The 23,092-nt window shown below is 70.8% G+C and carries 23 protein-coding genes; 12 read left to right on the top strand and 11 right to left on the bottom strand.

What is annotated here, in order from left to right; translation table 11 throughout:
- The first annotated feature begins 9 nt into the window (after positions 1-9).
- A complete protein-coding gene (locus ACZ5VQ_RS32130; RefSeq protein ID WP_469107971.1) occupies positions 10-636 on the top strand; it encodes an alpha-ketoglutarate-dependent dioxygenase AlkB in 627 nt (208 codons plus the stop codon).
- A 40-nt stretch (positions 637-676) separates the two neighbouring features.
- On the opposite strand, the gene ACZ5VQ_RS32125 is transcribed toward ACZ5VQ_RS32130, so the two are convergent.
- Both ACZ5VQ_RS32125 and ACZ5VQ_RS32120 read right to left on the bottom strand, forming a co-directional pair.
- The gene (locus tag ACZ5VQ_RS32125) at positions 677-1,072 is read right to left on the bottom strand and encodes a DUF6114 domain-containing protein (RefSeq protein WP_055617604.1); all 396 of its coding nucleotides are present in this window, start codon (positions 1,070-1,072) and stop codon (positions 677-679) included.
- On the bottom strand, positions 1,072-1,764 hold the full coding sequence (locus tag ACZ5VQ_RS32120) for a DUF6230 family protein (RefSeq protein WP_469107970.1): 693 nt from the start codon (positions 1,762-1,764) through the stop codon (positions 1,072-1,074). Before ACZ5VQ_RS32120 ends, ACZ5VQ_RS32125 begins: the two co-directional genes overlap by 1 nt.
- 683 nt (positions 1,765-2,447) lie before the next feature.
- Between ACZ5VQ_RS32120 and ACZ5VQ_RS32115 the strand changes: the two genes are divergently transcribed.
- The gene (locus ACZ5VQ_RS32115) at positions 2,448-3,113 is read left to right on the top strand and encodes a Tat pathway signal sequence domain protein (protein ID WP_469107969.1); all 666 of its coding nucleotides are present in this window, start codon (positions 2,448-2,450) and stop codon (positions 3,111-3,113) included.
- A gap of 73 nt (positions 3,114-3,186) precedes the next feature.
- On the opposite strand, the gene chvE is transcribed toward ACZ5VQ_RS32115, so the two are convergent.
- Positions 3,187-4,284: a multiple monosaccharide ABC transporter substrate-binding protein gene (chvE, locus tag ACZ5VQ_RS32110; protein WP_469107968.1), complete on the bottom strand. Its 1,098-nt coding sequence runs from the start codon at positions 4,282-4,284 to the stop codon at positions 3,187-3,189.
- Between the two features lie 939 nt (positions 4,285-5,223).
- On the opposite strand from chvE, the gene melC1 reads away from it, so the two are divergent.
- Together melC1 and melC2 are read left to right on the top strand one after the other, a co-directional pair.
- Positions 5,224-5,595: an apotyrosinase chaperone MelC1 gene (gene melC1 / locus ACZ5VQ_RS32105; RefSeq protein ID WP_469107967.1), complete on the top strand. Its 372-nt coding sequence runs from the start codon at positions 5,224-5,226 to the stop codon at positions 5,593-5,595.
- 27 nt (positions 5,596-5,622) lie between these two features.
- Positions 5,623-6,447: a tyrosinase MelC2 gene (gene melC2, locus ACZ5VQ_RS32100; RefSeq protein WP_469107966.1), complete on the top strand. Its 825-nt coding sequence runs from the start codon at positions 5,623-5,625 to the stop codon at positions 6,445-6,447.
- A 68-nt stretch (positions 6,448-6,515) separates the two neighbouring features.
- Here melC2 and ACZ5VQ_RS32095 read toward each other — a convergent pair whose 3' ends face one another.
- Positions 6,516-9,734 carry an amidohydrolase family protein gene (locus ACZ5VQ_RS32095; RefSeq protein WP_469107965.1) on the bottom strand — a complete coding sequence of 1,073 codons (3,219 nt, stop codon included), beginning with the start codon at positions 9,732-9,734 and terminating at the stop codon, positions 6,516-6,518.
- A 79-nt stretch (positions 9,735-9,813) separates the two neighbouring features.
- Positions 9,814-11,016, bottom strand: a complete 1,203-nt coding sequence (locus ACZ5VQ_RS32090) for an FAD-dependent monooxygenase (protein ID WP_469108024.1) — start codon at positions 11,014-11,016, stop codon at positions 9,814-9,816.
- Between the two features lie 167 nt (positions 11,017-11,183).
- On the opposite strand from ACZ5VQ_RS32090, the gene ACZ5VQ_RS32085 reads away from it, so the two are divergent.
- On the top strand, positions 11,184-11,459 hold the full coding sequence (locus ACZ5VQ_RS32085) for a YkvA family protein (RefSeq protein WP_469107964.1): 276 nt from the start codon (positions 11,184-11,186) through the stop codon (positions 11,457-11,459).
- 61 nt (positions 11,460-11,520) lie between these two features.
- Positions 11,521-12,267 (top strand): MBL fold metallo-hydrolase, encoded by a 747-nt coding sequence (locus ACZ5VQ_RS32080; RefSeq protein WP_469107963.1) that lies wholly within the window; start codon positions 11,521-11,523, stop codon positions 12,265-12,267.
- A gap of 5 nt (positions 12,268-12,272) precedes the next feature.
- On the opposite strand, the gene ACZ5VQ_RS32075 is transcribed toward ACZ5VQ_RS32080, so the two are convergent.
- Complete coding sequence (locus tag ACZ5VQ_RS32075; RefSeq protein WP_469107962.1) at positions 12,273-12,668, bottom strand: MerR family transcriptional regulator; 396 nt, start codon at positions 12,666-12,668, stop codon at positions 12,273-12,275.
- A gap of 64 nt (positions 12,669-12,732) precedes the next feature.
- On the opposite strand from ACZ5VQ_RS32075, the gene ACZ5VQ_RS32070 reads away from it, so the two are divergent.
- Positions 12,733-13,950 (top strand): MFS transporter, encoded by a 1,218-nt coding sequence (locus ACZ5VQ_RS32070; protein WP_469107961.1) that lies wholly within the window; start codon positions 12,733-12,735, stop codon positions 13,948-13,950.
- Between the two features lie 137 nt (positions 13,951-14,087).
- Here the strand turns inward: ACZ5VQ_RS32070 and ACZ5VQ_RS32065 are convergent, their stop codons facing one another.
- A complete protein-coding gene (locus tag ACZ5VQ_RS32065) occupies positions 14,088-15,071 on the bottom strand; it encodes an aldo/keto reductase (RefSeq protein ID WP_469107960.1) in 984 nt (327 codons plus the stop codon).
- A 60-nt stretch (positions 15,072-15,131) separates the two neighbouring features.
- Positions 15,132-16,067 (bottom strand): SDR family oxidoreductase, encoded by a 936-nt coding sequence (locus tag ACZ5VQ_RS32060; RefSeq protein ID WP_469107959.1) that lies wholly within the window; start codon positions 16,065-16,067, stop codon positions 15,132-15,134.
- A gap of 120 nt (positions 16,068-16,187) precedes the next feature.
- Here ACZ5VQ_RS32060 and ACZ5VQ_RS32055 point away from each other — a divergent pair, with 120 nt between their 5' ends.
- The 5 genes from ACZ5VQ_RS32055 (at position 16,188) to ACZ5VQ_RS32035 (ending at position 20,804) form a co-directional block, all read left to right on the top strand.
- Positions 16,188-16,868 carry a TetR/AcrR family transcriptional regulator gene (locus ACZ5VQ_RS32055; protein WP_469107958.1) on the top strand — a complete coding sequence of 227 codons (681 nt, stop codon included), beginning with the start codon at positions 16,188-16,190 and terminating at the stop codon, positions 16,866-16,868.
- A 107-nt stretch (positions 16,869-16,975) separates the two neighbouring features.
- Complete coding sequence (locus tag ACZ5VQ_RS32050) at positions 16,976-18,589, top strand: CAP domain-containing protein (protein WP_469107957.1); 1,614 nt, start codon at positions 16,976-16,978, stop codon at positions 18,587-18,589.
- 139 nt (positions 18,590-18,728) lie between these two features.
- Complete coding sequence (locus tag ACZ5VQ_RS32045; RefSeq protein ID WP_469107956.1) at positions 18,729-19,733, top strand: cation diffusion facilitator family transporter; 1,005 nt, start codon at positions 18,729-18,731, stop codon at positions 19,731-19,733.
- A 127-nt stretch (positions 19,734-19,860) separates the two neighbouring features.
- Entirely contained in the window at positions 19,861-20,295 is a 435-nt protein-coding gene (locus ACZ5VQ_RS32040) for a hypothetical protein (protein WP_469107955.1), read from the top strand.
- Positions 20,296-20,366: 71 nt separating this feature from the next.
- Positions 20,367-20,804, top strand: a complete 438-nt coding sequence (locus tag ACZ5VQ_RS32035; protein WP_469107954.1) for a helix-turn-helix domain-containing protein — start codon at positions 20,367-20,369, stop codon at positions 20,802-20,804.
- Between the two features lie 62 nt (positions 20,805-20,866).
- Here the strand turns inward: ACZ5VQ_RS32035 and ACZ5VQ_RS32030 are convergent, their stop codons facing one another.
- The 3 genes from ACZ5VQ_RS32030 to ACZ5VQ_RS32020 all read right to left on the bottom strand — a co-directional run bounded on the left by ACZ5VQ_RS32030 (position 20,867) and on the right by ACZ5VQ_RS32020 (position 23,076).
- Complete coding sequence (locus ACZ5VQ_RS32030; RefSeq protein WP_469108023.1) at positions 20,867-21,475, bottom strand: ClpP family protease; 609 nt, start codon at positions 21,473-21,475, stop codon at positions 20,867-20,869.
- Between the two features lie 43 nt (positions 21,476-21,518).
- The gene (locus ACZ5VQ_RS32025; RefSeq protein WP_469107953.1) at positions 21,519-22,160 is read right to left on the bottom strand and encodes an ATP-dependent Clp protease proteolytic subunit; all 642 of its coding nucleotides are present in this window, start codon (positions 22,158-22,160) and stop codon (positions 21,519-21,521) included.
- A 163-nt stretch (positions 22,161-22,323) separates the two neighbouring features.
- Complete coding sequence (locus tag ACZ5VQ_RS32020) at positions 22,324-23,076, bottom strand: GntR family transcriptional regulator (protein WP_469107952.1); 753 nt, start codon at positions 23,074-23,076, stop codon at positions 22,324-22,326.
- Positions 23,077-23,092: the final 16 nt, after the last annotated feature.

Genomic DNA, 23,092 nt, shown 5'->3' with positions numbered 1-23,092 from the left:
CCTGGAAACATGTCCACGCACCTCCAGGGTTCACTGTTCGACCAGACCGACGAGGTCCGCCTCGGCCCGCTCGACGGGCTGCGCCGGACCGTGCTCGGCGACGGGGCGTGGATCGATCTGCTGCCGGGCTGGCTGCACGGGGCGGACGCTCTGTTCGCACGGCTGGCGGAAGAGGTGCCCTGGCGGGCCGAGCGGCGGCAGATGTACGAGCACACGGTGGACGTACCGCGACTGCTCTCGTTCTACGGTGCCGACGACGCGCTGCCGGACCCCGTCCTGGACGAGGCCCGGGACACCCTGTCCGCGCACTACGCCGACGAGCTGGGGGAACCGTTCACCACCGCCGGGCTCTGCTTCTACCGGGACGGCCGGGACAGCGTGGCCTGGCACGGGGACCGGATCGGCCGGGGCGCCCGCGAGGACACGATGGTCGCCATCCTCTCCGTGGGTGCTCCGCGCGATCTGCTGCTACGACCCAGGCGGGGCGGCACCCCGGTGCGGCGCCCTCTCGGACACGGCGACCTGATCGTGATGGGCGGCTCCTGCCAGCGCACCTGGGAACACGCGATCCCCAAGAGCGCCCGGGCGGCGGGTCCCCGGATCAGCGTCCAGTTCCGCCCGCACGGCGTGCAGTGACCCTCCGCAGGGGCGCCGCATGCCACGGCGCCCCGACCCACTACGGATGAGGGACCGGCTCCTGCCGGCGACGCCGCCACGAGCGGGCGCGCCGGGGCTCCTGGTCCGGCAGCCAGCCGAAGGCCAGGCAACTGCCGACGACGCCGAGGACTAGCCCGATGAAGAAGCCGCCCAGGTTCGAGGTGATCCAGGTCCCCAGGGAGAGGAGGGCACCCAGGATCGAGTAGAACAGGCGTTGCGCGGGGTTGAAGAGGATCAGCAGGCCGAGAATCAGCATCAGGGTCGGCAGGAGGTAGCCGGCCAGGCCCTGCATGCCGATGTGCATGACGACCTTCAGCGACGCCTTCTCCGTGACCAGGATCTCCGCCCCGCCCAGGGCGAGCAGCAGCCCGCCCCAGAACGGACGGGCCGCACGCCAGCGCCGGAAGGCGACCATCAGCAGCCCTTGTCGCTGAAGCTCAGCTTCAGACCGGGAAGCTTGAACACCGCCGCCGTGGTGGCGTAGTTGGTCTGCCGCAGGTTGCCGATGTGGACGGTGTCGGCCTGCTGGCTGAAGACGCCCTTCGGGCCCCGCGCATGGGACTTGTCGAGCGTGCTGGCGTCGTTGCCGATCTCGATGTTGTCGAAGGACGCGTCGCCCGACAGCTCGGTGGAGTCGGTGGTGAGGTTGACCGCGGACACCTTCTGGCTGCCCTCCCCGGCCCTGATGAGCAGGTTCGTGCCGCCGAGGTCGACGCTCTGGCAGAGCTTGGTGAGGGTCGCCTTCTTGATCGCGGAGACCACCACCAGGACCTGGCCGCCGGTGTCACCCTCGTTGGGGCTGCCCGGGGCCATCTGGTCGAGACCGCCGAACTGTGCGAAGCCCTCGCCGTCGAGGTTGGTCGCGGTGACGGTGAACGGCATACCGGAGATCGCGAACTGCACACCCAGGGCCCCCTGGGCGGTCAGGATCATCAGGCCGGCCGCGACCGCGGTCGCAGGCACCGCCATCACCGCGGCGCGGCGCAGACGGACCCGCCCGCGTCTCTCGGAACCCTCGGGGCTCTCCGAAATGGAACCGCTTTCCGACACTTCGGAGGGCTCGGGGGTGGAACCGGCTGACGAGGTGGCGTCCGAGGACGAGGCCATTTTCTGCTCCCAGGGGCATGTATCAGTGCGGGTAGGGCTTCAGTGGCACGTTGTCCTGGCGCGGACAGCGCCTACGGCGTACACCTCCTCACACCTCCCGGTGGGCGCAAGGGCTTTCTCGTTACGCAGCAGTAACCGCGACGGAAGTTACCCCCGGTAAGCGACGAGGGTCAAGCACCTTGTGGAAAAAGGAAGTCGGAGATGTGACGGAGGCGTGGAGAGCCCTCCCGTGGCACCCGGCCCGGCGTCAACTTCCTTGCGCCGCGCGGACATTGAACTTTCGTCAACTTCCTTGCAGCACCTTGACGTTGAACATCACTCAGGTTTACAACTCTCCCTGGTTAGCACGGATCCGTGGCGCCGGATCCGCCCTGCGGCGCACGTCGACTCCCGGGTTCCATCCCGTCACACGGTCGGCAGGCCGGTCACGTGGTCGACAGACCCGACCCACGGCCGGCCGATCGCACGTGCGGTCCGCATCCACTCCTCCATGGCACCGGCACGGTCACTTCCCCCCCCTCCTGGACCGCGCCCGGTCGCCCTACCGCCGGTCCCGCGCCGGAGGCCGTCCATCGACGCCTCCGGCCGATCTCCCGGCAGCCACCGCCGGTCCGTCGCGTACGGAGAAGGCGCGACGGGCCGGTGGCGGCCCACCCACCCCACTCTCGGAACGAGGCACCCGCATGCGTACTCGGACTTCCCTCGCACTGGCCGCCGCCGTCACGGCGCTCGCCCTCTCGGCGGCCGGCCCGGCCTCCGCGGCCGACGGCTCGGTCCTGACCACCGGCGGCGCGGGCGGCACGGCCGTCGCGGCCGGAGCCGTACTCAACTCCTCGCTGGCCGCCGGCACCAGCGCCACGCTCTACTCCAGCAGCACCGGCACGAGCGGTCTCTCCTGCACGTCGTCGAAGTTCGTCGCCTCGGTCGTCGACAACCCGACGGCGCCCGGTACGGCCACCGAGTCGGTCACCGAGCACACCTTCGACAGCAGCAGTTGCACCAGCAACGTCGTCGGCGTGCTCGGAGTCACCAGCATCAAGGTCGACAACCTGCCCTACACCTCGGCCGTGGGCTCCGACGGATCGGTCACCATCACCCCGGCCGCCGGCTCGTCCATCCAGACGACCGTTGTGCTGCGTACGCTCCTCGGTAGCATCACGTGCGTCTACCAGGCGCCCAGCCTGTCGGGCACGGCCGACAACGCCGACAACAGCATCTCGTTCAGCAAGCAGCAGTTCACGAAGTTCTCCGGCTCGTCGCTGTGCTTCAGCAACGGCTACTTCACCGCCAAGTACGCCCCCGTCACCGACACGACGCAGACCGGCAGCCCGGCGGTCTTCGTCAACTGACGCCGGCCGGCAGCCTCCGTACGAACGCCTGTGGGGCGGGGAGAGATCTCCCCGCCCCACAGGCGTTCACGGTTCACTTCAGGTCGCTCTTCTTCATGTAGCCCGAGTCGATGAGCACCTGCTCGTAGTTGCCCTTGTCGACACTCACGGGCTCCAGGAGGTACGCGGGCACGACCTTCTTGCCGTTGTCGTACGTACTCGTGTCGTTGACCGCCGGCTTCTTGTCGTGGACGACGGAGTTGACCATGTAGGAGGTGACCAGTGCCAGCTCGCGGGTGTCCTTGTAGACGGTCTGGGTCTGCTCGCCCTCCACGATCGACTTGATGGAGGGCGCCTCGGCGTCCTGGCCGGTGACGATGGGCAGCGGCTTCCCCGCACCTCCGTACCCGTGCTCCTTGAGCGCGTTGAGGATGCCGATGGACATCCCGTCGTACGGCGAGAGGACCGCGTCGATGGTCTGGCCGTTGTACTTCGAGTCGAGAATCTTGTTCATGCGCTTCTCCGCCGTGGGGCCGTCCCAGCGGAGGGTGGTCACCTGATCGAGATCGGTCTCCCCGGATCTGACGATCAGGTCGCCGTTCTGGATGTATGGCTTCAGCACTTCCATCGAGGCGTCGAAGAAGTAGCGCGTGTTGTTGTCGTCGGACGAACCCGCGAAGAGCTCGATGGTGAACGGGCCCTTGCGGCTGCCGTTGACGAGCCCCAGCGACTCGACGATGAAGTCGGCCTGTTGCGAGCCGACCTTCACGTTGTCGAAGGACGCGTAGTAGTTGACGGCGTCGCTGCCGAGGATCAGCCGGTCGTAGGAGATCACGGGGATACCGGAGTCCTTCGCCTTGCTCAGGACGTCGGTGAAGGCACGCCCGTCGACGGAGGCGATGACCAGGGCGTCCACACCGTCGTCGATCATGGCCTCCACCTGCGCGACCTGGTTCTTCGGGTCGTTGTCGGCGTACTTCAAGGTGGTGTTGTATCCGAACCCCTTGAGCTCGTCGACCATGTTCCGACCGTCGTCGATCCACCGCTGCGACGTCTTCGTCGGCATGGCGATGCCCACGGATGCGGTCCCGTCACCGCTGCCGGCGTCGGAACCCTCACCGCATGAGGCGAGAGAGAGGGTCAGGACCGTGGATATGGCCGCAGCTACGGTGGTGCGGGCGCGCATGCTCATTGTTCCTCACTGGGTGACAGGCAGTCGGTGGGACTCGGCGGCCGCGCGTGCACCGGGCGGCCGTCGTCCACGCCTGCCGGAACGGCAGGTCGTGAGGGAGACGTCCGCAGTGCACGGTTCCAGGGCGGAGGCCGTTGTGCGTTGTTCGGTGCCGAGGTCGCGCCGAGGCTGCCTTGACAAGGGGGTTCGGGGCGCCGCACCGGAAGGGCTCGTACTACGCGTACGTACCGGTGGCGGACGCCGAGGTTGGCCGGTGCCCGGGCGCGTGGAGCCTTCCGGGATCGGCTGGTCTCACCGGGTCGCGGTGAGGGGTGGAGCGTCAGACCGGACGGTATGTCTCTCGCGTTTGGGCTCCGCTGAACCCGCACACGACCAGGCCGGGGTTGACCGGCCCCCACGGGCGCGGACTCGAACGTGGGTGCGCGGGGAGCGTATCCCGGCGTACGCCCCCTGTGGCGCTCTTTCATCACATTAGTTGCGACGGCGCACGATCGGCCTGGCCAGGGTGATCGCCACTTGTGACCTTATGTGGACGATCCGGTTCCTAGCATCCGTCCCGCGCGACTCGCGCGGACAACAAGAGCGGGCAGCGTCGGTCACGGCACGGGTCGCAGGTGGACCGAGGGTGGGCATTCACGTCAGTTTCCGGGCGTGATCGACACCACGGGATGGGCGGGAACCCCGGAAGATCACCGCCACGAGCCACACCGAGAAGCGAAGTTCCCTGGCGCGGGCCCCCGCAAGCCCTCTCCGCAGCAAGATCACCCTTGTTCAACCCTGTACGACATGTAGCCAATTGTCCGGAACGCAGCCAACCAGGTCGCTGCGGTTTCCCCGCTCCCCCGAGGGCCCGATAGGCATACGAATCACCAATTGACCCAATTCCGGCGGCATAGGCGACAGCGCGTGCCACCGGACCGAGTACAAGGACGTCTCCGCATGCCCGATCCCACTCGCCGCCACGCTCTGCGGGGCGCGGCCGGACTGGCCGTCGCCGCCGGCACGTTCACCGCGGTCTCTCCTTCGCCGGCCTCCGCCGCGGACCACCACGGCAGGCCCGCCCCCGCGCCCTTCGACTTCGACGAGGTCTACCGGGGTCGTCGAATACAGGGCCGGCCGTCCGGCGGAGGCCATCATCACGGCGCCGGTTACGCGGTGTTCGTGGACGGCGTCGAGCTGCACGTGATGCGCAACGCCGACGGCACCTGGATCAGCGTCGTGAGCCACTACGACCCGGTGCCGAACCCGCGCGCGGCGGCCCGTGCCGCCGTGGAGGAGCTCCGGGGCGCTCCCCTCGTTCCATTCAACTGACCTACACAGCCACGGAGTTCACCCGCAATGACCGTACGCAAGAACCAGGCGAACCTGACCGCCGACGAGAAGCGCAGGCTGGTCGCCGCGCTGATCGAGCTGAAGCGCACCGGCCGGTACGACGGCTTCGTCACGACCCACAACGCGTTCATCCTCGGCGACACGGACAACGGAGAACGGGTCGGCCACCGTTCGCCCTCCTTCCTGCCCTGGCACCGCAGATTCCTCCTGGAGTTCGAGCGGGCGCTGCAGTCGGTGGACGCCTCGGTGGCGCTGCCGTACTGGGACTGGAGCGCCGACCGCACGACCCGGGCAGCCCTGTGGGGGCCTGACTTCCTCGGCGGTACGGGCCGCTCGGTCGACGGACGGGTGACGGACGGTCCGTTCGCCGCGTCCAGCGGCAACTGGCCCATATCCGTACGCGTCGACACGCGCACGTATCTGCGCCGCTCGCTCGGCGGCAGCGGCCGGCAACTGCCCACTCCCGCCGAGGTCGAGTCCGTACTCGCCATGTCCACCTACGACATGGCGCCGTGGAACAGCGCGTCCGACGGCTTCCGCAACCACCTGGAGGGGTGGCGGGGCGTCAACCTCCACAACCGCGTCCATGTGTGGGTTGGCGGGCAGATGGCCACCGGCGTCTCCCCCAACGACCCGGTCTTCTGGCTGCACCACGCGTACGTGGACAAGCTGTGGGCCGAGTGGCAGCGCAGACACCCGGACTCCGGCTATCTGCCCCTCGCGGGCACACCGGACGTCGTCGACCGCGGCGAGACCATGAAGCCGTGGAACGACTCCACGCCCGCCGATCTGCTGGACCACACGAGGCACTACACCTTCGACACGGCCTGACCGCCGCAGTGTGACGACAGCGCGGGCCCGCCCCAGGCTTCACGGCACGGGCGGGCCCGCCACGTCGCTCAGAGGCCCGGGTCGCAGCACCCGTCCCGGCGCATCAGGCGTCCCACGTCCAGCCAGTCGTCCTCGCCCGCCGCGTGGCGTGCCGCGCGTTCGGGGACCGGCTCGTACGCGGCGACGAGTTCGTCGGTCGTGTACGGCACCCCGCCCCGGAGCACGGAGACGGTTCGTACGAGCGTGTCGAAGTCCTCGAACGGGTCGCCGTCCACGATGGTCAGGTCGGCGAGTTTGCCGGGCTCGACCGTGCCGAGGTGGTCGTCGACGCCGAATAGGCGGGCGGGCAGCACGGTCACGGTACGCAGGGCCGCCGCCGGGGACAGGCCGCCCCGGTGCAGCGCGCGCAGACCGATGTGGAGGGAGAGGCCGACGGCGACGAGCGGCTGGTCGGTGCCGAGGGCGACGGTTCCTCCGGCGGCCAGGATCCGCCGGTAGATGTCGGTCTCCGTGCGCAGCGTGGCGAGTTGGGCCGGGGTCGGCGGCACGCCCGCCCCCTGCCGGACCAGGGCGGCGTCCCAGGGCGGCATCACGGCGGTGACCCGGGGGTCGTCGGCGAGCCCGGGGTCCGCACCGAGGAGCGGCGCGGAGGTGAACGGTGTGGCGATCAGGCCGAAGTTGACGCCGCGTGCCGTGTAGATCTCCAGCAGGTCCTGGTAGGCGCGTCCGGACGCGGTGATGGCGTGGCCTGACTCGTAGCGCTGGGTTGCCTGCAGATGGGTCGTCAGATCCTGGCCCAGTTGCACGCCGGGCGAGAGCAGATGGCTGCCCGAGCGCACACCGAGCCGTTCGTGTCCGAACCGGCCCGCCTCCTCCATCACCCAACTCGGCGCCCGTACATAGGTTTTGACGAAGTCCCAGTCAAGTGCGGCGCCCCGTTCCAGTGAGCGCCGCAGCCCGTCCCTGGTCCGGTGGGCGCGCCCCATGCTGTACGCGACCCGGGAGCCGTCGAGGAGCTCGCCGGTGGTCAGGAGCCGGGGCCCGGCAAGCTGACCCGTCGTCACTGCCTCGCGGATACGGGCCTGTTCGTAGGCGAATCCGCCGAGGGACACGGCGGTCGTGATGCCGTAGGTGAGCTGCCCGACGGTCTGCCGGCCGCCGTAGGTGACCTGCCAGGGGTGGGTGTGCGTGTCCCACAGCCCGGGCACGACGGTCCGCTCGGAGGCGTCGACCAGCCGGAGTGCCGTACGTCGGCGGTGCGGTTCGACGGCGGTGACGCGTCCGCCGCGTACGACGATGTCGACGTCGTCCCGTACGGACTCGCCGGTGCCGTCCCACAGTTGCCCGGCGTGCACCACTGTGTCGGCCGGTGCGGGTCTGCGCTGGTCGAGCGGCACGCGGACGGTACGGGCCGGGCCGCCGTCGACGCCGATGAGCCGCAGCCGGGTGCCGGAAAGGTACAGCAGGGTCTTCGAGTCTCCGGACCAGGACGGATGGTCGGCCGGTTCGGTCGTGAGGGTGCGCAGGGCGCCGCGCGGGGTGCCGTCGGGTCCGACGGGCAGCAGGCACAACGCGGACTCGACGATCACCGCCATCCAGCGCCCGTCGGGCGACCAGACGGGCCCCGAGTCGTACCGGTCGGAGAGCGAGACATGCGACGCGACCGTGTGCAGACGGTCCGTGCCCGTCGTGGTGTCGACGACACGGACGAGGTTGTAGCCCTCCCGGAAGCGGAGGTTGAGGCGGTTGCGGTCGCAGAGAGCGAGGTGGCGGCCGTCGGGCGACCAACTGGGCCGGCCGGGCAGACCGCCCGCGCCGAGCGGCGTCACCAGCACCCGTTCCGTACCGGCCGCGAGGTCCCGGACGACGAGCCGCCCGCTCATGTCGAGGCAGGCGAGCCGTTTCCCGTCGGGCGAGAGCGCCGGATGCACCCGGCCGCCGGTGGCGAGCGCGGTCTCCTCGCCGGTGGCCGGATCTCGCCGGTACACGCCGAGCAGCCCGTCGCGGTCGTCCGCGTACAGCAGTGAACGCCCGTCGCGCGCCCACGAGGGGCCGAGCAGGTAGGTGGTGGGCTCCGCGCGCCGCAGCCGCTGTGGCGGCCGGCCGCCCGAACTGTCCGCCAGCCAGAGCGAGTTGAGCGCGGCGAAGGCGATCTGCCGCCCGTCGGGCGAGAGCGCGGGCAGGTGAATGCCCCGCACCGGTCGCGCCCGTCCCGCCTCCCCGAGGTCGTACTCCTTGACCTGGTAGTGCGGCCGGTCCACGGGCAGTACGCCCTCGAAGGGGATCGCGTCCGCCTCGGCCGGCTTCTCCGGTCGCACGACGGTGAAGCGGCCGTCCACAGTGAGCAGCAGTTCACCCTCCGGCGTCCAGCGGGGCGGCACCGGCGCGATGTCCCCGGCGACCGGGACGGGTTCGCCGTCGACGACGAGGGTGCAGGAGCCGTTGGGTGACGCGGTGGTCCGCAAGTACGCGAGGCGGCGTCCGTCCGCCGCGAGAGCGGGGGCCAGGATCTGGGCGGCCGCGGTCTCGGTGTGCTCCACGACGACCGGACCCGCGCCCGAGGCGGGGACGGCGGCGACGGTCCGGGCGTCGAGGCCGAGGCCGTTGGCGGTGGTGACGCCCTTGGCCCGGACGAAGAGGATCCGCTTCCCGTCCGGCGACCAGGTGGGGTCGAAGTCCTCCCACACCCCGTCCTGCGAAGGACCCTCCTGGCCCGGCAGACCGGTCACACGGGCGATGTCACCGGTGCGCAGGTCCAGCACATGGATGCGGTACGGGCTGCCGGTCACCTGGTCGCCGCCGCGCTCGGAGGCGAAGGCGATCCGGGTGCCGTCGGGCGACCAGGCGGGGCCCCGGTCGTCCCAGGGCCCGTCGGTGCGCTGCTGTACGTCCGAGCCGTCGGGCCGCATCGTCCAGATGTGGAAGCCGCCGCCCCGGTAGGCGCAGAAGGCGATGAGCTTGCCGTCGGGGGCGTGCACGGGACGGTTCGGTTCGAGGTCCGCCGGGGTGAGCGGTACGGCCTTGCCACCGGTGCGCGGGAGGGACCACAGCACGTTCTGGACCTCGGCGATCAGCCGGTCCCCGCCGGGCGCGAGGGTCGCCGAGCCGTTGGTGGCCGCCGTGAAGGACAGCGAGAGCTCGCCGGACGGTTGCGCGGCGGCCGGCGCGACACCTATGGCGGTGACGGCACCGGCAGCGCCCGCGACGGCGAGGAGTTGACGACGGGAAAGGGGGAGGGGGAGGGAGGAGGCAGGAGTGAAGGCGGCGTTGCTCCGGTCACGGTCCATGACTCAGAACGCTCGCGCATCTCCCGGCGCGTGAGCAACACCGCCATTCTCGCCAAAAGGGTGGGAGGTTGACGAGGCGTCAGCCTCTCTTCGCATGCAGTGTCCGCGCGACCTTCGGGCCCAGCCACCGCTTGAGTCTGCGCAGCGCTTCGAGCTGTTCCGCCGCCCGGTCGATCCGGTAGTAGAGCTGCGGAGGGATGTATGGGAGCAGCGGGGAGTGCCGCTGGCCCAGGAGCGCGAACATCTGCGCCGGAGGCAGGCCGATGTAGCGGGGCAGGCTCTCGTACCACTGGGCGCTGTGCCGGGCCGCGCTCTGCACGGACAGCAGCTCCGCTTTGCGCTTCTTCTCGTACGCCACGAGGGCGGGGGCGAGTTCGGGCTCCGCGCGCAGGGAGTGGGCGAGTGCGATGGCGTCCTCCAGGGCGAGGGTGGTGCCCGCGCCGATGGAGTAGTGCGTGGTGTGGGCGGCGTCGCCCAGCAGGACGACGTTGCCGTGGGACCAGGCGCGGTTGGTGAGGGTGCGGAAGTTGAGCCACTGCGCGCTGCCACCGGTGTTCGCCCGGCCGATCAGCCGGTGGCCGTCCAGCAGCTTGACGAAGAGCTCTTCGAGGCGGACGAGGCCCTCCGTCTCGTCCGCCCGGTCGAGGCCGAGGCCCGTCCAGGTCTCCGGGGAGCATTCGACGACACAGGTGCTGTGGTCCGCGCTGAAGCCGTAGGCGTAGCACCAGATCCAGCCGTGCGGGGTCTCCACGAAGGCGAAGGTGAACGCGTCGAAGACCTTCGTGGTGCCCAGCCAGATGTACTTGTTCCGGCCGAGCCCGACCTCCGTGCCGAAGTGGCCCGAGTGCCGCTCGCGCACCCCGCTGTGGACACCGTCGCAGGCGACGACCAGATCGGCGTCGGGCAGTCGGTCCCCGTCGGCGATCTCGTCCTCGTACTCGACGCGTACGCCCAGGGAGCGGGCGCGCTCGGCGAGGAGGTCCAGCAGCTGCCGGCGGCCGATGCCGAAGCCCTCGTCGCCGTGGTGAGTGGTCGTGCGGTCGCCGACGTGCGCGACCCCGTCGCTCCAGCGGACCGAGTTCTCCTTGACGGCGCGAGCCGACTCGGGGTCGCCCTCGTGCAGTTTGTCGAGCAGGCTCCCCCAGTACGTCACCCCCCATCCGTAGGTCGAACCGGCCGGGTTCCGTTCATGGACCGTGATGTCGTGGTCCGGGTCCTGAAGCTTCATCAGGATCGAGAAGTACAGACCGGCGGGTCCACCGCCGACGCAGGCGATCTTCACACGCGCACCCCACTGTTCGCTCAAGGTGATCAATCGACAGCACAGAGTAGGGGGCGGGTCGGGGGCATGCCGACGTACCGCGCCGCGTGTCGGACCGGCTATCCGGTGGTGAAGCGGGCGAACCTGGGCATCCGAAGAGGAGCAGCGGACGAGTCGGGGAAGGGCTGATGGACACCAACAAGTGGATTCTGGTTCTCGTCGTCGCGGCCGTGCTGGCGGTGGCCCTCGGGACGGCGGTCGTACTGCTGGTCCGGCTGGTCCGCACTCGGCGGGACCTCCGTCGGGCCGGTCTTCCGACCGGTCCCCGCTGGGTCTTCTGGGGAGCGGTCGCCTATGTCGTGCTGCCGACCGATCTCATGCCCGACCCCGCCTATTTCGACGACATCGGCGTACTGCTCCTGGCGCTGCGGTCGATGCGCGCTTCGGCCGATCCCCTGCGCTGAGGTGCCCGCGGATCTGCTTGGCTGTGTTCCGTCAGGCAGGGACCTCCAGGTCGGGACGATCATGCAGGCAGACATTCATCAAGTCGCCGACGGCATCCATCTGGTACACGGCAGCAACACCAACTGGGTGATTCTCACGGAGGGGGACGCCGTCACCCTCGTGGACACGGGCTACCCCGGAGACCGCGAGACGGTCCTCGCCTCCCTGTCGGCCGTGGGCGGTTCACCCGAAGCGGTCGCGGCCGTACTCGTCACGCACGCCCACAACGACCACATCGGCTCGGCCGAGTACCTCAGCCGTACGTACGGCACGCCGGTCTACGCCCATGAGGCCGAAGTCCCGCACGCGCGCCGGGACTTCCTCCATCAGGTGACCATCGGCAAGGTGCTGCAGAACGCCTGGCGGCCCGGCGTGGTGCCGTGGGCCGTGCACGCGCTGCGCTCCGGCGGCACCGCGCACGTCCCGGTCACCGAGCCGCGGCCGTTCCCCGGTGAGGGCGCTCTCGACCTGCCCGGACGGCCCGTTCCCGTGCACACCCCCGGCCACACGGCGGGCCACTGCGCCTTCCATCTGCCGGACGCTGGGATCGTCATATCGGGCGACGGGCTGGTCAGCGGACACCCCACCTCACGCGTGAGCGGCCCGCAGTTGCTGCCCACCATGTTCCACCGGGACCTCCCCGGTGCGCTGTCCTCGCTGGACGCCTTCGAGGCGCTCCCGGGTGACGTCCTGCTGCCCGGTCACGGTCCCGTGCACCGCGGTTCCGTACGCGAGGCGGCCCAGCAGGCCAGGGAACGAGCCGCCTGACCCGATCAGGCCTCCACGGACCGGGCATCACCCATGGACCGCCCGTCGCCGCGTACCACTTCGAGGTACGCGGCGATCGCGTCCCGGTTGCGGGCGAGGCAGTCGATGCGCCGGGTCATGCGGTCGAGTTCGAGCTCCAGCGTGGCCAGCATCTCCGGGGTGGGATCGGGGAAGTGGATGGTGCCGGGCCCGTCGAGGCAGGGCAGGATCTGCTTGATGATCCGGGTCGGCAGTCCGGCGTCCAGCAGTCCTCGGATCTGCTGGACACGGTCCACGAGGCGTTCGTCGTAGGAGCGGTAGCCGTTCTCGCAGCGCTCGGGCGTGATCAGCCCCTGCTCCTCGTAGTAGCGCAGCAGCCGCCGCGGGATGCCGGTGCGCTCCGACAGCTCTCCGATCCGCATCCGACCGACCTCGCACTTCGCCGCTTGACCTTCTCATCAATGTGAGGGTTCGAGCATACGCGGCATGAGCACCCACACCACAGAACCGACCGGTTCCTCCGAGGTGGCGAAGGGAGCCGAGAGCCGCGGGCTCCCAGTCGCCGCGCTCCTCGCCCTGGCCACGGCCGTCTTCGTCACGAGCCTCACCGAGACGCTGCCCGCGGGCGTGCTGCCCGCGATGAGCGCCGACCTCGGCGTCGGTGAGTCCGCGATGGGGCAGTCGGTCACCGTCTACGCGATCGGCACCGCACTCACCGCGATCCCCCTGTCCGCGGCCACCGCGGGATGGCGGCGCAAACGGCTGCTGCTCACGGCGATGGCGGGGTTCGCCGCCGCCAACACGGTGACCGCGGTCTCCACCGACTACTCCCTGACCATGGCGGCCCGGTTCGTCGCCGGTGTGGCCGCGGGCCTGGCCTGGGCACTGCTCGCCGGGTACGCCCGCCGGCTGGCGCCCGTCCATCTGCAGGGCAGGGCGATGGCGATCGTGATGACGGGCATACCGGTCGCACTGTCGCTGGGGGTGCCCGCGGGGACCTTCCTCGGCGAAGTGCTGGGCTGGCGGGTGACGTTCACGCTGATGACCGTGCTGGCGGTCGCCCTGCTCGGCTGGATCGCGGCGGGCGTTCCGGATCAGCCGGGTCAGCGGCGAGGGGCGGGCCGGGTCCCGATGCTGAGGGTCCTGTCAATTCCGGGGGTGACCCCGGTCCTGTTCGTCACGCTGGTCTTCGTACTGGCCCACACCATCCTGTACACGTACATCGCCACGTTCCTGGACGGGCTGGGCATGGGCGGGTCGACGGATCTCGTACTGCTGGTGTTCGGTGTCGCGTCCCTGGCCGGCATCTGGTTCGTGGGTGCGCGCATCGACCGGCGGCTGCGCGCCCTGACGCTCGCGAGCGCGCTGCTCGTCGCCGTGGCGGCCGCCCTGCTGGCCGTGCCCGCCGACAGCCCCGCACTCGTCTACGCCGCGGTGGGGCTGTGGGGGCTCGGCTGGGGAGGTGCCCCCACCCTGTTGCAGACGGCCGTGACCGACGCGGGCGGTGACTCGGCGGACGCCGCGCAGGCCGCGCTCGTCACGCTGTGGAACGCGGCGATGGCCGGCGGCGGGGTGGCCGGAGGCGTCCTGCTCGACCGCCTCGGCACGGGTTCGCTCCCGTGGAGCGTGCTTTTGCTGCTGGTTCCGGTGGTGGTTGTGGTGGCCGCCCGGACCCGGGGGTTCCCTGCCGGGGGCGAACGGTAGTTCTAAGGCTGCGGGCCGTCCGTGGCCGAGCGCGCAGTTCCCCGCGCCCCTGTCAGGGCGCGGAGACCCGCAGGCTTTTGGCTTTTAGGGGCGCGGGGAACTGCGCGACAAGCCCCCCACCGGCCCGCAGCCGACACTCACCAGCGAGCTTCGACCTGCTCCTTGATGCGCCGGTCGTACAGGCCGGAGATCGCGGCCAGCGTCTCCGCGGACAGCGGCGGCAGCTTGCCTGCCGCCGCGTTCGCGCGGACCTGCTCGGGCGAACGGGCGCCGGGAATGACCGTGGTCACGCCGGGCTGCTGGACGATCCAGGCGAGCGCCAGCTGGGCCGGGGTGACGCCCTCCGGGGCGAGCCCGGAGAACTCGGCTGCAGCCTCGACCCCGGTGGCGTAGTCGACGCCGGAGAACGTCTCGCCCTGGTCGAAGGCCTCACCGTGGCGGTTGAACGTACGGTGGTCGTTCTCCGCGAAGACCGTGTCCTTCGTGTACTTGCCGGAGAGCAGCCCGGAGGCGAGGGGCACGCGGGCGATGACGCCGACGCCGGCCTCCCGCGCCGCGGGCAGAACCTGCTGAAGGGGCTTCATACGGAACGGGTTGAGGATGATCTGGACGCTGGCCACACCGGGGCGGGCGATCGCGGTCAGTGCCTCGTCGCAGGTCTCGACGCTCACGCCGTACGCGGCGATCCGCTCCTCCTCGACCAGGGTGTCGAGGGCGTCGAACACCTCGTCCGACGAGTAGACGGGGGTCGGCGGGCAGTGCAGCTGCACCAGGTCGATGCGGTCGACGCCGAGGTTGCGGCGCGAACGGTCGTTCCAGGCACGGAAGTTGTCGAGTACGTAGTTCTCGGGGACCTGGTCGACCCGGCGGCCCATCTTGGTCGCGACCAGCACATGCAGGTCGGGCCTGCTCTGCACGAAGGTGGCGATGGTCTCCTCGCTGCGCCCGTCCCCGTACACGTCGGCCGTGTCGAAGAACGTCACCCCCGACTCGGCGGCGGCCTCCAGGACCGCGAGGGCTTCCTTGTCGTCCACGTCGCCCCAGTCGGCACCGAGTTGCCATGTGCCGAGTCCCACGACCGATGCGTGCTGTCCTGACCTGCCGAATACGCGCTCATCCATGGGGGCAGTCTGGCACCCGGTCGCCGCTTCTTCGGACGCCGCCCCCGTGCGTCGGGCCGTTCAGGCGACGGCCGCGGTGAGGGCGACTCCGGTGAGGCGTTCGGCCTCGGTCCACAGGCGGCGGTTCGCCTCGGTGTCGAGGGCGCGGCGCGTGATGCGGGCGGTGGCGGTCGGACCGACCAGTCCGAACCTGCCGCCCGGGCCGTAGTAGCCACCCGCCGTGGCCTCGGGGCTCGTGGCGGCGTACAGCAGCGGTTCGGCGCCCTGCTCGACCTGCTGCTTGGGCAGGATGCCGACCGAGGTGAACCATGCGCGCTTCGGCTTGTCGCTGCCGAGGCTGGCACCGGCGGTCTGGAGGTTGGTCACGGTGTAGCCGGGGTGCGCGGCCGTGCTCAGCAGGTTCCAGCCGCGCTCGGCGGCGATGTCCGCCAGCTGCCGGGTCATCATCAGGTCGGCGAGCTTGGACTGGGCGTACGACAGCATGGGGCGGTAGCGGCGGCGCTCCCACTGGAGGTCGTCGAAGGTGATGCGGCCGAAGTTCGAGACGCCGCTGCTCATGGTCGCCACGCGCGGCGCCGGTGCGGCGAGCAGGGCGGGCAGCAGTCGGACCGTGAGGGCGAACGGGCCGAGGTAGTTGCTGCCCATCTGGAGTTCGAAACCGTCGGCGGTGGTCATCCGGGCGGGCGGTGTCATCACCCCGGCGTTGTTCACGAGCAGGTCGAGCGGGGTGCCGTCGGCCAGGATCCCGTCGGCGAACGCCTGGACGGAGGCCAGGTCCGCCAGGTCGACGCGCCGGACCTCCAGCTGTGCGTGCGGGTGCCGGGCCAGGATCTCGGCGCGGGCCTGCTCGCCCTTGGCGACGGTCCGTACGGCCAGGACGACGCGGGCGCCGGCCTCCGCGAGGCGTCGTGCGGTCTCCTTGCCCGTGCCGCTGTTGGCACCGGTGACGACGGCGAATTTCCCGGTCTGGTCGGGGACGACATATGAGGTGGTCACGATGACTCCTTCGGTGTTCGCAGGGCACTCCCGCAATTAGGAGACCGGCGGTCTGTTGCATTTCAAGATAGCAGACCGACGGTCCGATAACAACAGACCGAAGGTCTGTAGAATGCGGCCATGGCAAACACCTTCCAGCGCGCCCGCAGCGAGGAGCAGCGCGCCGTGCGCCGCAGGGCGATCCTGGACACCACGGCCGCGATGCTCGGCGAGATGCCCGTGGCGCAGGTGAGCCTCAACGAACTGAGCCGCCGCGTGGGGCTCGCGAAGTCGAACGTGCTGCGCTACTTCGAGTCCCGCGAGGCCGTCCTCCTGGAGCTGCTCGGCACCGCGTCGCAGGAGCTGCTGGACCACCTCGACATCACGCTGCCCGAGGCGGTCGACGCCGGCGCGCCGGTGACCGATCGGGCCGACCGGCTCGCCGCTGCCGTGACGGACGCCCTCGCCGAGCGTCCGGTGCTGTGCGACCTGATCAGCGCACAGGCCGCGGTCCTGGAACGGAACGTGTCGACGGAGGTCGCCGCCGAGTACAAGCGCTCCTCCATCGGGACAGTTTTCGCCCTGGCACAGCGGGTCCGCACCCACGTACCCGAACTCGACGAGGAGGACGCCGTACGGTTCGTCGCCGGTGCGCTCATGGTGGTCACGGCCGCCTGGCCGCACGCGCACCCGTCGCCCGCCGTGCTCGCGGTCTACGAGTCCGATCCCGAACTGGCCGTCCTGCGCCTCGACTTCGCCACCGCCCTGCGCGAGTCGCTCGAAGTCCTGCTGTCCGGCCTGCTGGCACGGGCGGCGCGCTGACACAACCGCGGGGCGGCGCTCAGGAACCCTCACGCACCCGTGGGGCGTTGTCCGGGCAACGCCCCACGGGGCGCGCACAGTGATCCGGCACCCCGACAGGCGGCACGATGAGCGAGTTGGTTCCCGGCGGCAATCTGCCCCTGCCCGGCGGCACCCTGACCCTTCATGTGCCCGGTCCGTTCGACGTGTCCGCACTCATCACCGACGACAGCGGCAAGGTGCGCGGCGACGGCGACTTCGTGTTCTACAACCAGCCGACCGCACCCGGCGCGCGGCTGCACGGCGGGACGCTCACCGTGGACCCGCCCGCGCTGCGGTCCGGGGCGAGCCGCGTCATCGTCGTCGTCAGCCCCGCCGAGCCCGGTACCGCACTGGGCCGCCTCCCCGCTCCGACCCTGCGCGTGACCGGCCGGGGCGGCGGTGTGCTCGCCCGCTTCACCTCGCCCCGCCCCCAGCAGGAGACCGTGCTGCTGCTCGCCGAGATCTACCGCCGCGGAACCACGTGGAAGCTGCGCGCCCTGGGCCAGGGGTACGCGGACGGACTCGCCGGGATAGCAAGGGACTTCGGGGTCGAGGTGAGCGAGGACGCCGAGGCGGGGGCGGGCGGCGGTGCCACTCCCGGAAACTCCGGCGTCCCGGGTTCCAGGAGCGCCGGTGTCGCGACGGCCCTGAACGCCGCGCGTGCCGGGCTCGGACGACTCAGGGGCTCGGGGCGCACACCGACCGGGAACTCCGGTCGCACTCCGGCCGGAACCACTGGTCATCCTCCGGCCGGGAGCACGACTCGTCCCCCGGCCGGGGCCACTGGTCATCCACCGGCCGGGGCCACGGGTCGTCCCCCGGCCGGGAGCACCGGACGCACGCCCGCCGGGAACACCGCCTGGAACAGCGGCAGCGCTTCGGCCGGCGGGTCCTCTGCCGTCGCTCCCGCCGTCGCAGGGCCCGCTTCCGACGGATTCCTCCGTCTCGTGAACTCCGCGCGCGCCTCCGTCGGCGCCCCGACCGTGTCCCTCGACGCCCGCCTCACCGCAGCGGCCCACACGCATGCTGCGGGCATGGCCGCGCGGGGCAGCCTGGGCTCCGAGGGCGCGGACGGGCTCTCGGTGTACCAGCGCCTCACGGCGAGCGGCTACGCGTATCTCACGGTCGGCGAGCACCTGGTCTCGGGCCCGCGCGACGCCGCGGAGTTCGTGGAGTACTGCCTGTCCGGAGAGCAGTCCCGGCGCACGATCCACGACCCGGCGTTCACCGAGGCCGGTGTGGCGTACGTGCCGGACAGCCGCTCCGGGCTCCTCTACTGGACGGCGCTGTGGGCCCGGCCCCTCACCCCCGCCGGGCTGGCGCAGACGGCCGCCGAGGTGGTCGCGCTCACCAACGCCGAGCGGGCCAAGGCCGGTCTGCGACCGCTGGCCGTGGACGCCCTGCTCACCAACGCGGCGCAGGCGCACAGTGCGGACATGGTGGCCCGCGCGTTCTACTCCCACACCTCCCCCGACGGCAGCGAACCCTGGCACCGGGCCGCGGCCGCGGGCAGCACCCGCCGCACCATCGGCGAGAACATCGCATGCGGCCAGCGCTCCGCCGCCGAGGTCGTACAGGGCTGGATGGACAGCCCCGGCCACCGCGCCAACATCCTCAAGCCGGCCTTCACCCACATAGGCGTCGGCTTCGAGGGCGGCGGCTCGGCGGGCACGTACTGGACACAGCTCTTCGGCGCCTGACCAGGCCCCACCGAGAAATCTCCGCCGCAGGTCAGAGGCCTGTTAACGATGATGACAACGGTCACCGGTGCAGCCTTTGCCGATCTCCGCGAGGTGCGCTTCACTGCGGAGGTCGGACACCGCATCGAGGGGGACACACATGACCAGCGCGCACCACGACCACCACGGGTCGGACGGGCACGCGGGGCACTCGCACGGTGTGTCGGCGGACGCGGACCGCCGCTGGCTCGCGATCGCGCTGACGCTGATCACCACGTTCATGGCGGCCGAGGTCGTCATCGGCATCCTGGCCCAGTCGCTCGCCCTGATCTCCGACGCGGCGCACATGCTGACCGACGCCGTGTCCATCGTGCTGGCGCTCATCGCGATGCGGCTGGCCGCGCGGCCGGCCCGCGGCGGCTTCACGTACGGCCTCAAGCGTGCCGAGATCCTCTCCGCCCAGGCGAACGGGCTCACGCTGCTGCTGCTCGGCGCCTGGCTGGCGTACGAGGCGGTGCGGCGGCTGATCGACCCGCCCGAGGTGGAGGGCGGGCTGGTCTTCGGCACGGCCCTGGCAGGGATCGTGGTGAACATCGCGGCGGCCTGGTGCATCTCGAAGGCCAACCGCTCCTCGCTCAACGTCGAGGGCGCCTACCAGCACATACTCAACGACCTGTTCGCGTTCATCGGTACCGCGATCGCCGGTCTCATCGTGCTGCTGACGGGCTTCGCACGGGCCGACGCCATCGCCACGCTGGTCGTCGTGCTCCTCATGTTCAAGGCGGGCTACGGACTCGTACGGGAGTCGGGGCGGATCTTCCTGGAGGCGGCGCCCGCGCACCTCGATCCGGACGGCATCGGAGACCAGTTGGTCGCGCACCCCTCGGTCTCCGAGGTGCACGACCTGCACGTGTGGACCATCACGTCGGGGCAGCCCGCGCTGTCCGCGCACATCCTGGTCGAGCCTGTCGCGGACTGCCACACCGTGCGGCGGGACCTGGAGAAGATCCTGCAGAGCGACCACGAGATCAGCCACACCACCCTGCAGGTCGACCACGCCCCGGCCGAGGTCCTGGAGGTCCGCACCGGGGCCGCCTACGACGACGGCTCGCACTGCGAGGCCCCGCACGGCCCGGTGCACCGCGACGAGCCGCACGCCCACTGAACATCACTGAACACCCAGGGCGCGGGCGGGAGTTCACGAAGGCAGTGGCCGCGCACCGGAGAAACACAGTCGCGCCCGGCCGACGTGATCGTGCACGATGCCCGCATGACGTCGACCCGAAAGGGCCGTGCCGCGTAGGCGGCCCGGTGCCCTCCGCTCCGAGCGGTGGCAGCCCTCCAGACATGTGACCGTCCGCCGGATCGGCGGTGTCTCCGCGCGCACCCGCGCGGCCGTCCGCCGGGTGGAGGCGCAACATCTGTGGCGCAACGCCGTCGCGAACGCACTCGAAACGTACGAGTCCGCCCTTCGCCGGCCCAGGCAGGACCTGGCCGCCTGGCTGATCGATGTGAACTGCCCCTGCTGTTGTGCGCTCGAAGCCAGGGACACGCTGGAGGACGCCCTGTACCGGCTGCCCGCCGGCGCCCGCGCGGATCTCCGGCGCCGACTCGCCCGCGCCGACGAGGAGTTGGCGCGGCGGACCCTTCCCGAACCGTGGGGACGCGAGACGCCTCAGTGGCAGCCGCCCGGGGCGTGGTGGCGGCAGCGGCTCCTGGAACGGTGAGAGTCCGGGCTTCGCCGAGGGCAGAACGCGATGACCTCCCCGAATCGCGCCGCGCTTTCTAGGGTGGAGGGGTGAGCAGCCACGCGTCCGACGAAGCCCGTGTCATTCCCCTGCGACCCGTACCGGCCGCGCCGGCGAAGCCGGAGGAGCCTGCGCCCAAGGAGCCGTTGTGGCGTGACGTCGTGGGTGACGTCCTGCGGCGTGAGCGGCTCGCCCAGGAGCGGACGCTCAAGGACGTGGCCGACGCGGCCCGGATCTCGATGCCGTACCTCTCCGAGCTGGAGCGGGGCCGCAAGGAGGCCTCGTCCGAGGTCCTCGCGGCCGCCGCGCACGCGCTCGGGCTCGGCCTCGCCGATCTGCTGGCCCTGGCGCACGGCAGGCTCGCGCGACCGGCCCAGCCCCTCAGGTCCCGGCCTCTGACGTCCCAGCCCCTCGGGTCCGGGTCCCGCACCGCGCCCCGGCGCACCGAGGCGCGGTCCCGGCTGGGCGACATCCGGCTCGCCGCCTGAGTCGCGCAGGGCCTGAGGTGCTGAGGCCCTGAGCGCGCTGAGGCTCCGCGGCGGCGACATGGTCAGGCCGCCGCGGGCACCAGCCGTCGGCTGAGCACCTCGTCGGCCAGCCCGTACTCGACCGCCTCCCGCGCGGTGAAGACCTTGTCGCGGTCCATGTCGGCGCGCAGGGTCTCGACGGAGTGGTGGGTGTGAAGGGACAGGACCTCCTCGACCTGGGAGCGGATGCGGATCATCTCCTTGGCCTGGAGGCTCAGGTCGGACACCGTGCCCCGCGCGCCGCCGCTCGCGGGCTGGCCGAGCAGCACCCGCGCGTGTTCCAGGATGAAGCGCCGGCCCGGGTCTCCCCCGGCCAGGAGCACCGCGGCGGTCGAGGCGGCCTGGCCGACGCAGAACGTCGAGATGGGCGCGCCGACGTAGCCCATGGTGTCGTAGATCGCCATGAGTGAAGTGAACGATCCGCCGGGCGAGTTGAGGTAGATCGCGATCTCCCGCTCGGGAGCGGACGACTCCAGGTGGAGCAGTTGCGCGATGACGACGTTGGCGACGCCGTCGTCGATCTCGGTGCCGAGGAAGATGATCCGCTCGGACAGCAGCCGGCTGTAGATGTCGTACGCGCGCTCGCCCTGCGGGGTGCGCTCGACCACGTTCGGGATCGTGTACTGGCTCATGGTGATCGCGTACGGGTCCGTGACCTTCGTGTCCTGGTCCATGTCAGAGTCCCATCCGTCGCTTCGAGGAGGCCGGGCGGACGTCGTCGAGGGACTCGACGACCCGGTCGACCATGCCGTACTCCCTCGCCTGTTCGGCCGTGAACCAGCGGTCGCGGTCGCCGTCGCGGGCGATCGTCTCCACGCTCTGGCCGGTGTGTTCGGCGGTGATCCGCTCGATGCTCTCCTTGGTGAACTGGAGGTTCTCGGCCTGGATGGCGATGTCGGCGGTGGTGCCGCCGATGCCGGCCGAGGGCTGGTGCATCATGATCCGCGCGTTCGGGAGCGAGTAGCGCTTGCCCGGGGTGCCGACGGTGAGCAGGAACTGCCCCATGCTCGCGGCGAAGCCCATGGCGAGGGTCGACACGTCGTTCGGGATGAGCCGCATCGTGTCGTAGATCGCCAGGCCCGCGTGCACCGATCCGCCCGGGCTGTTGATGTAGAGGCCGATGTCGGTGCGCGAGTCCTCCGCGGAGAGCAGGAGCAGCTGTGCGCAGACCCGGTTGGCGGAGACCTCGTCGACCTGTGTGCCGAGGAACACGATGCGCTGGTTGAGGAGTTGGGCGTTGAGGTGGTCGTCGAACCGGGACGGCGGGGTGTCCCCCTCCTCGGCCCTGGGTTCCAGGGTGCTGCTGAATCGTGCCATCGCTCCTCCTTGTGGTGACGCGGCCAGGATCACCGCGGTGTCTCCACCCTCGGCCGGACCACGGCGGCGCGGAAGGAATCTCGGCCCGCAGCAGATTCGCCAACAGCAGAGCAGCGGCGGAGCAGCAGCGATGCCGCGGCGCATCACACGGAGCGAGGAGGGGCTACTTGGTCACCACCAGCGAGAACTCGTACAGATCGCCTCGGCAGAGCGACTCCCCGTACTCCACGACATGCCCCGTGTCGTCGAACGCCGTGCGTCGGACGAGCAGGGCGGCGGAGCCCTCCTTGACGCCGAGGAGGCGGGCCTGGCGGCCGGTCACGTTCACCGCCCGGATCTGCTGGGTCGCCCGGACCACCCTCACGCCGTGGGTGTTCTGCAGTGCTTCCGACAGCGAGCCCTTGAGGAGTGACTCGTCGAGGCTCGGGAAGCGTTCGGCGGAAAGGTGGACGGTCTCAAGGCAGATGGGGAAGTCGTCGCCGAGGCGCAGCCGTTCGATGCGGTGCAGGGCGGTACCGGGGTCGACGCCGAGGGCCGTGGCGTGGTGCAGGTCGGCCTCGACCACCTCCGCGGCGAGGAGTTCGGCACTGGGGTGGTAGCCGCGTGAGCGCAGGTCCTCGGAGAACGAGGTGAGCGTCGACGTCTTGGTGATCTGGGGGTGCGAGACGAAGGTGCCCACGCCGCGCACACTGCGGATGAGGCCGTCCTCGCGCAGTGCCTGGAGCGCGCGCCGGGCGGTCGCTCTGCTGACGTCGTACCGCTCGGCGAGTTGCCGTTCGGTGGGCAGTGCCTCGTCGGGCCGCATCCCGGCGATGTCGGCCTGGAGCAGCCGTCGCAGCGCCTCGTGCTTGTAGGACTCCTGCTTGTCGGACTCCGTCTCCGGGCCGTCGTCTCTGCGCCTGTCCTTGAGCGTCACAATCACTCCGCGTTTC

The organism is Streptomyces sp. NPDC033178, from assembly GCF_055577685.1.
The sequence above is the reverse complement of the archived record's forward strand: the minus strand, read 5'-3'. Positions and strand labels throughout refer to the sequence as shown.